The following is an 8,799-nucleotide window of genomic DNA, read 5'->3' as shown; positions in this document are numbered from 1 at the left end:
CAAGCATCATAGTTACGAACCCATTGCCTGAAGGATCTGCTGTCAACGCCTGCATCCGCGGCTATGGAGGCATAACTGCCCTCTCCACGTTTATACTTTTCAATGAAGTGGATTTTCTCTTCGGGTGATAATCTCTTCTTGTACATAAAATGCTCCCTATCAAGCAGACAGTTTTATTATTTCTTCTGTCTACCTAATAGGGAGCATATCAGTCTCCCCAAATACCAGCCAGGGCCTTTTTTTAATCGTTTTCAAGGGGGATCATGTTTCTTACCTGTTACTCCGCCTCTTCATCCAAGGCTTCCAGCAAAAAACTTACAGGACGAAAACCATCATTGCATGAAATCATAGCCGAACGGGGATTTTTCATCCATCCCTCATAGAAATCTTCTGCTCCATGGGAGAGTGCCATTACAAAAGCAGACATGGATTCCCATGCACTTTCACACAAGCCTTCCGGACGTTTCCACCCCTCCGCAATAAAAACCTGCCCTTCTTCGATTGAACAGGCATTTTCAATTGGATTTTCATACCGCTGTATTAAATCCTTATAGCAGGCCTTCCTGACGGCAGTTATCCTGACTTTTTTCACGCCCATCCCTCCATGCCATTCAGCTTACAGACTCTTCTCCATATGGCCGATAACGATATTTTAAATGCCCCCGCCTCCTCAATGAGCTGCTCCGAAAATTCAGCGTGTAGCATTTTTGCCTCCCTCTATTTTGCGCTTCAGCCACTCCCTGCATACCAGCGCATGATTTTCCTGCTCATTTTTCGCCGCATATACTAACGTGACATTCTGCACTTTCAGCTGCTCACTACAGTTGTGAACAAAATCCTCAGCAGCTTCATTAGATTCCAATTCCTCAAGATATGCCTGTGAGAAGCCCTCAAAAGGCATCTCCCCCTGATGATACAAGCGACGAATCTCCGTGCTGGGGGTGATTTCTTTCGCCCATTCGTCCAGATGAGCTGCTTCTTTCTTTATTCCTCTGGGCCATAATCTGTCTACCAGTATCCTGTAGCCATCCGCTAGCTCATATGGCTCATACACACGTTTTAACCGCAACTCATGATCCATTATTGTCCTTCCTCCAATGAATTTTTCATTTCTATAATGACATGCTTTCGAGCAGCTGTGATTCCAGCTTCCGCATTTCTTCCAGCCTAAACTTTACTTCAGTTCAGCAAAGTCCCCATCTTCCAGCATCTGCCATGTTTCATCTGCGGGGACTGTATGTCCTGCAATGCGCTCTACATTCAGGCGGTCACTGGTCTCATAGAATCTTTCCGCATCCTCTTTGGATAGGCCGCCTTGGATTTTCCGCTGTATCAGGCGGTTTTTCAGTAGTTCCGGTGCCACTTGGATGCACAGGGTATAATCTGCCAGTTCATGCAGATTTTGCCAGCGCGGTTCATCCAGCAGCAGCCAGTTTCCTTCCACCAGCAGGATATTGCCATTTACCACCAAAGCATCCTCTACCACATCATGAATTCTACGGTCATATATCGGCCAACGTGATGCTTGCCGCTTTGCCTCATCAATCTTTATACGCAGTCTTTCGGCATCGAATGTTTCCGGTGCCCCTTTTATGGACTTCAGTGTGATTTTTTCACCTGCACGTTCCAGATAATGCGTTTCCAGATAGCTGTTCGGGTAGTGGAATCCATCCATTCCCAAAGACTGAATCTCTCCAAGCTCTTCATTAGCCTTGGATAGCTGCTCCAAAAAATTCAGCAGAGTGGATTTCCCCGTTGCCGGTGGTGCGGCAACGAATGCCATAACCTTCCGCTGTTCTCGTTTCTTTATTTCCGTCAGCTTCTTCAAAAGTGGAATGAACAAATCATTTACCGTATCTTCGTTGTACTTTACCCGCTGTGGCAGACCATTTATTACCATATCGTAAGATTTCCACCGTTTACTACTCATTCACTGCACCTCATCGATCTTGATTGCAAATTATACAGCTGGATTCCCAGCTACTATCATTTTATCACATTTTTATGTAAATTTTCTTCTAAATCCCCGATAGATAGTATGCCAACAGAGTGCAATGAACGCTAGATTCGTTATTATATTCCTTCAGAAGATTGATATACATCTCTGCTTAATAAATCTGCACAGGACACACAGCCATTTTCCATGAAGCTCCCAGTATCCATAAGCACAAGCCTGCCATTTTGGAGCCACTGAGGCGCTGCCTTATAACCCAAAGCCTGCACCGGGGTATGCCCAAGAACGATCGTCTGCTCCCCTTGATGGAGCTGCGGATGCGTCGCTAAACTTCGAGTCCACAGCAATGTTTTTGTTTCCTGCTCAGCTAGTGGGACATCCGGATCACAATCCGCATGCATGAGCCAATAGGCCTTGCCATTTACATCAATTTCTGCATATAGCGGCATTTGCTCTATCAGCTTCAACCAGTTATCAATCAGAGCCTCACCCCTGCCCGTCTTTTTGATTTCTGAATCGGTTACATCGCCACCATTATTGAGCCACTGAGCCTTAGGTGATCCAAATAGGAACGACAACAGATTGCCAGGCTCATCCTTAGACTTCATGGCCTTATAAAACATCTGCTCATGATTGCCACGCAGGAATATCATCTGCTTTTGTCCGAAGTGTTCCATTACCCATTCCATCACAGGCACCGGTTGCTCACCTCTATCAAGGTAATCTCCCAGGAACACCATTAAGTCTTTGTCTGGATTAAAGGCGGCCTTTTTATAAGCCGTCATAAATCTATCCCATTTACCATGAATATCGCCACAAACCAAGATTCTGTCGAATTTTTCCATAGATGCCACCTCTTGCAGAAAACGTTGCATCAGCCATTCAATAGTTTCATGATAGACGCCTTGGTAAACTCCCTGCCCAGTCTTTTGTCCGTAATTCCTCTGCCATAGAAATCTACATACGCCCAGCCATTGTTCCTTTGCTGGAGCAATATGCCGCCAAGAGCGAGCAGGTCCTTGAATTCCTTAAGGTTATTCGCTGAACCTGCGCAGTCCCTGATGTTTTTCCGCATTTGATCCAGGACTGTATCCCGCTCATTCTCCCATCTCCTAAGTTCCGTGGTTTTGTGGCAGCTGTTGGCAGATTTCGCTTCCCAAGCCTTTTCCTGCGCCTTATCTTTTTGGAGCTTACGCCTGTCCCTCACCTTTCTGACCGCTGCCTCGCATTCATCCAAATGCTCAAGGATTGCCGCCTTGCTTTGATACGCGGCATTCTCTGTCATATCCACCAGCTTGATTTGCGCTCTGGTGACCGCGACATAATAGAGATTGAGTTCCTGAATAAAATCCTTGAACCGCTCATCCTGCTGCTCTAAATGGCTCATCCCAGATTTAAGCTTTGCCGGATTGAACCGACAACGCGTATAAAGGAAGCCCAGATCCGGAAAATCATCCATCAATTTAACTGTATGCCATTCCAATCCCTTGCTTGTATGCGCGTTGGTCAATACTACAGGTGCTTCCGGCTTGTTCATGCGGTGGGCAATATCTTGCAGTTCATACAAATCATCCTCGTAATTCTCCGCAATCTTCATCGCTGACAGTATCTCCACATCTGCGGTGCTCTCAGCATAGTCCTTCAGTTCCTCCTTGTCATGCAGGCGATTCAGGAACTTGAATTCACCCACGAAGTTATTACGCCGGTCAAAGAGGAATTCCTTGACCGCGATAGCCGTCTTGAATATGTCCTCAGGCTTCTTGACCAAATAAACCCGCTCCGGCTTTTCCCGGTATTCATCAATCAAATCCACCAGTGCCGAATTCGTCCGGGTAATGCAGGCTGTCTGCTTATTCTTCAGCCTATCCTCATTGATCATGGAATTCATGGGATAATACGGCACCTGTCCATCATACAGCATGTCCATGAAGACCTTCATATAAAGATTCGCTCTGTCCAGAATTGGCTGACGGGCACGGAACGAATTGGTCAGATGAAGCGCCACATCTGCTTTCTGCCTTGCCAGCGCATTGATTGCCCCACGAAATCCATAGATAGACTGATGTGAATCACCAACAAAGATCCGACTGCATGAAGCCCGATTAAGGATGCTGAGCGTCACAGGATTGCAATCCTGACTCTCATCAACCAGGATGCAGTCATACATCCTGCTCAGTCCCTGTTCCTCCGGCGAAAGCATCTGGAAAAGCTTCAGGTAGTGATCATGAGGCATAGGCAGTCTGCCCTCTGCCACTAGCTCAAAAATCTTCTTTACTCCGTTGCTGGGAAAATCATACGCAGCAGATATAAGGAATTCCTTATACCGGTTGAGCAACAGGAAAAGCTCATAATTCTCCTTGCCGGGAAAGCAGTCATGAAGCATATCTATCTTGATAGCCGATAGGCTAGGACGTGTTCCACTACGGAAGAAATGCCTGTACGCCATGCTATGCATAGTCATAGCCCTGGTGTTAGCAGGGAATACCTGATTGGCCTTGTCTGCAATACTGCGATTGAAGGCCAGATACAGGTATCTCTTCTGCGGATTTGCATTGGCCACAGCTACTAGCGTGCTCGTCTTACCCGAACCGGCACAGGCATCAATCTTCATGACCTGTCCTTGTTGCAGGCTTTGTGATGCTTTTATTATCGCTAGCTGCTCAGATGATGCACGCATTGTTCTCTCTCATTTTCTTCTCCATTCTTATATCAATATGACAAAATCTATTGGACATCTACCAGCCATCCTCAATAAAGCATCATATGCACCTGTGCGGCAAAATCTGTTACCGTGATGCCAAATACCTGACTGAAGGCCTTTTTGCCATCACCGCTTTGGCGGGCGTCAGACAGCCAGTTGAAGATTCCCTGCCAACCGTAGCGATGAACCAATTCTGCTGCGGCATATTCGCAGAGATTGCTGAGGCGCTCTCCCTCATACTGCCTGCCAGCTTCCTGCAGGGCCTTGCTGGTACTCAGCTTATCCAATGTAGGCATAGGCTGACTTTCCCGCAGTTTTTTCCGCCAATGACGCTGATAGGCCGCAATATCTCCATGGCCGCTCTCACCGAGTCTGGCCACACCTGACACATAACTTGCGCCCCGGAGCAGCCAGGCCATATCACTGCCATCTTCACTGGCCAGCTGCTGCACCATATACAATCGGCATAACATGGCACTGCTGACGAAAATACTCTGTACGTTATCGGCCACCTGCGGCGTGTTGATGAACAAGGTGCTGTTGTTCTCTGCCCATACGCTGCCAGCGATACTTCTGGCTTCCGCTTCGCTGATTGAACCATATTCCATTTCCGCTGCGACAAAATCATCGGCGCTGCCCACAAAGACCAGCTGGTAATCGCCCTTCAGCTCGCCGCCGCTATGACGTTTCAGCCAGTTTCTTGATTGTTCCAGTTGATTCACGAACTGCTCCACTGCAGCCTTATCGGCATTTCCTCTGATAATCACGCGAAACTTAGCCGGGTGGCTGCATTCTGCCTGCCACCAACCGGCAAATTCCTGCAAGAAAGCATCCCGTTCAATACCAAAAGTCTCGGCAAAGGCTTTGTCCGCCTTATCACTCCCAAGCTTCTTGTAAAAAGCCACGATCTTTGCCTCTGGCTGTCCAGCACCATAATGCTGCAACAGATAATAGGTCATCACATCCGAAAGGTCATAGGAATGTGCCTTGGTGGTTAGCAGTTGCAGGCGTTCCTCCTCCGTCGTGCTCTGCAGCTGCCCCACCGTTGCCGGATTTTTCGCATACTGCAGGGCGAATTTGGCGTCTAGATACCATTTTTCTACAGAACCAGCGCCCAGCGCTTCGCTGACTAGCGCACCGACATAATCTGCCGAGCCTTCCTCCAGCCAGTACAAGGAATTTTCATAGCCGCTCTTCCCCCGGCTCAATTCATGCTGCATTTGATGAAATAACTCATGTGCTGTGGTACTGTAGCGGTTATTGTTTTTCTTCAGGCTGTTCTTATCACCATTGATGATGCAAAGCCCCTTGCTGCCCGATGACTGCCCACTGGTAAACTGCGCTTTCTCCTTTAAAGTCTCCGGTGATACATCCATACGCTTGCGCAGCAGTTCTTCATATGTATTCCGATCCGCGCTGACCAGGACATCAATCGGGCATTCCAGCTTCACCTGGAATTTTTCGTGCATGAACTGCGGAAAAAATCCTGCAACCTGTTTTACATCCTGCAAAACTTCTGCATCCGGCGTGCCCAGGGTATCCACATAAATCCTGCCAGGTTCGCGGCCGTCCATCCTGGCAATACCATCCCTGCACCATTGTGCCCCGCCCAGCAGAGACAGTACACCCAAAAGTATCAGTAAGATTATCGCAATTTTTTTCATGACATCCTCATTTCATCTGCCAGCGGCAAAGCCGTCCTTCCAAGATATCCAACAGACCAAACAGCAACAGCCCCAATAAACTGAGGATCACAATACCTGTATACATCTCGAGATAATTCACCCGCAACCAGGCATCCATGATGAAATAGCCCATGCCATATTGCGTACCAAAGGTTTCTGTGAAAAACAAGACCGAAACTGCCGTAGCCATGGCCACCCGGATAGCTGTGATGAAGTTCGGCAGCGTTGCCGGCACGAGGATATGACGGAACACCTGCCGGAAACCAGCCCCCAATGAATATAAGGGATAATAGGTTTCCGCCGGAATTCCTCGGATACCATCCCGCAATGCCACCACGATCTGAAACACCACGATCAGGAAGATCATGATGATCTTGGATAATTCGCCGATTCCAGCCAGCAGCATCAGAATGGGCAGCAGCGCAATCTTGGGCACCGGATAAGTCAGATACACCAACGGTGCCAGATAACGGTCTGCCTTGCGAAAATAACCCATGATGATGCCCAGGGGATAGCCTACCAGCACAGCCAGCAGGATGCCAGCCACAATACGCCACAGGCTGTAGGCGGCATGGACGGCAATCTTATCCACAAAGATTTCTCCCAACCGCTCAAAGACCAGACAAGGTTCCGGGATAATGGGCAGCTGCACCAGACTGGCGGCAGCCTGCCAAAGCAGCAGCAAAAAGAGCATGCCCAACAAGTATGCACGCAGAAGAACTTTTCTTTTTTTCATCATCGTTTCCGCGCCCCCATAGCCTTGATCTTCTCCTTCAGTTCCTGGCTCTTGACAAAGAATTCCGTGGTCGTCTTCCACTCCCGGCTGCCCTGCCATTTATTTTCCATGACTTCGGCTATCGTGCCGGGATTGGCGGACATCAAGGCAATCTGCTGTCCCAGATACAAGGCCTCTTCCACATAATGCGTGACCAGCATGGTCGTTATGCCAGCTTCCTCCCACAAATCCCGGAATACGTCCTGCATCTCCTCCCGGGTAATGGCATCCAAGGCCGAAAAGGGCTCATCCATCAGCAGGATATCCGGCTCCAGCAGGAATACCCTGGCCAGGCTCACCCGTTGCTGCTGACCACCGCTAAGCTCCTGCGGATAGCGCGCCAACAGGTTTTCCAGCCCCAGTTTCCGGCAAAGTTCCTGCATTTTGCCAGACTTTGCCTCAGACCAGCCATCCTTGATACGACAGGCCAGCTTGATATTATCTTCCACCGTCTGCCAGGGCAGCAGGCCATAGTTCTGCGGCATAAAGCCAATGCGAAGTTTCTGCGGGTTGAATTCATGGCCATTGATGCGCACCTGTCCGGAATAATCGTGCAGCAGGCCTGCCACGGCCTTGAGCAGCGTGGACTTGCCGCAGCCAGAAGGGCCTATAACAGCACAAACCGTTCCTTGCGGAACGGTAAGGCTGACATCTTGCAATGCGATATTTCTTTGTTGTAAACGCTGATAAGCAACGGCTAAATTCTTTACTTCAATCATGACTTATTTCTGACTCAACACATCGACCACAAAATCGGCATAAGTATAATTCTTCTTGATCAGGCCCTTGCCCTGCAGCCACTTCACGCAGTCCACTACATCGCTTTCCTTGGGCAGCGTCGCATGATGATATTCCGGCAACTTCAGTGCCTCTTTGGCTGCCGGAGGGAAGCCGCCCTTTTCCACGATCAGGTCTATGTATTCTTCCCGCGGAGTGTTGTTGAGGTAATCCACAGCCTTATTGTATGCCCGGTACATCGCAGCCAGTTCAGCACGGCGATCATTGGTGGTCTTGCCCGTGAACATGATGACGCCGGGATTGATGCCCAGCTCATCCGAGCCCGTCACAAACTGGCAGCCGTTATGCACGGCAATGCTGGCCATGGGTTCCGGCAGCGTGGCAGCCGCCAGCTTGCCATTCTGGAGCATTTCCAGACGCGTGGGAATCTGCGGGATGATTACCTTGTTGATGCTGTCCTCACCGAGATTTTCCTTCGCCAGGATCTGATCGGTTACATATTCGATGATGGTGTTGCGGGAAACTGCTACATCCTGACCTTTCAGGTCTGCTACGGACTTAGCACCGGACTGTTTGCCGGCAATCAGCTTGTAGCTGCCGTCCGTAAAGGAGGTCACCTTCACGTTGAAGCCGCCATCCTTGGCAAAAGCCACGGCCAGCATATCGGAAACGGCACCATCGAGGTTACCGCTCTGCAGCGCCGAATCGCGGTCCATGGCACTCTTGTACTGCTGGATATTGACTTCCAAACCTTCTTCTTTAAAGTATCCTTTTTCCTGCGCGATGATAAACGGCAGGGAATCCGTGTCCGGCATCAGGCCGATGTTCAGGGGCTGCAACGGCTTATCTGCAGCTTTGTCCGAGCCGCATCCAGCCACCAGCCCTACAGTCAGAATTGCCAGCAATAAGACGAATAACTTTTTCAACGCCCATCCTTCTTTCTATT

General features: G+C 49.2%; 10 protein-coding genes. All 10 read right to left on the bottom strand.

All coding sequences use genetic code 11. The features are described 5' to 3' along the window. The coding region (locus BLQ59_RS07500; RefSeq protein WP_143005293.1) for a transposase at positions 1-146 on the bottom strand (146 nt) is incomplete at its 3' end. Positions 147-277: 131 nt separating this feature from the next. Then, on the bottom strand, positions 278-598 hold the full coding sequence (locus BLQ59_RS07495) for a TIGR04076 family protein (protein ID WP_218122878.1): 321 nt from the start codon (positions 596-598) through the stop codon (positions 278-280). A gap of 93 nt (positions 599-691) precedes the next feature. After that, the gene (locus tag BLQ59_RS07490; RefSeq protein ID WP_074572254.1) at positions 692-1,081 is read right to left on the bottom strand and encodes a DUF488 domain-containing protein; all 390 of its coding nucleotides are present in this window, start codon (positions 1,079-1,081) and stop codon (positions 692-694) included. A 93-nt stretch (positions 1,082-1,174) separates the two neighbouring features. Next, positions 1,175-1,930, bottom strand: coding sequence for a nucleoside/nucleotide kinase family protein (locus BLQ59_RS07485; protein WP_256324632.1), 756 nt, complete (start codon positions 1,928-1,930; stop codon positions 1,175-1,177). Between the two features lie 143 nt (positions 1,931-2,073). Beyond that, positions 2,074-2,799 (bottom strand): metallophosphoesterase family protein, encoded by a 726-nt coding sequence (locus BLQ59_RS07480; protein ID WP_074572252.1) that lies wholly within the window; start codon positions 2,797-2,799, stop codon positions 2,074-2,076. Between the two features lie 29 nt (positions 2,800-2,828). Beyond that, entirely contained in the window at positions 2,829-4,631 is a 1,803-nt protein-coding gene (locus tag BLQ59_RS07475; protein WP_074572251.1) for an AAA family ATPase, read from the bottom strand. 71 nt (positions 4,632-4,702) lie between these two features. Further along, complete coding sequence (locus tag BLQ59_RS07470; protein ID WP_218122877.1) at positions 4,703-6,286, bottom strand: hypothetical protein; 1,584 nt, start codon at positions 6,284-6,286, stop codon at positions 4,703-4,705. A gap of 40 nt (positions 6,287-6,326) precedes the next feature. Beyond that, complete coding sequence (locus tag BLQ59_RS07465) at positions 6,327-7,079, bottom strand: ABC transporter permease (RefSeq protein ID WP_074572249.1); 753 nt, start codon at positions 7,077-7,079, stop codon at positions 6,327-6,329. After that, complete coding sequence (locus BLQ59_RS07460; RefSeq protein WP_074572248.1) at positions 7,076-7,834, bottom strand: ABC transporter ATP-binding protein; 759 nt, start codon at positions 7,832-7,834, stop codon at positions 7,076-7,078. The genes BLQ59_RS07465 and BLQ59_RS07460 overlap by 4 nt, the downstream gene beginning before the upstream one ends. 3 nt (positions 7,835-7,837) lie before the next feature. After that, on the bottom strand, positions 7,838-8,779 hold the full coding sequence (locus BLQ59_RS07455) for an ABC transporter substrate-binding protein (protein ID WP_074572247.1): 942 nt from the start codon (positions 8,777-8,779) through the stop codon (positions 7,838-7,840). Positions 8,780-8,799 lie beyond the last annotated feature (20 nt).

This window comes from Pseudoselenomonas ruminantium, from assembly GCF_900104055.1.
Classification (GTDB): Bacteria; Bacillota; Negativicutes; order Selenomonadales; family Selenomonadaceae; genus Selenomonas_A; species Selenomonas_A ruminantium_C.
This window is presented reverse-complemented; position numbering and strand designations above follow the sequence as displayed.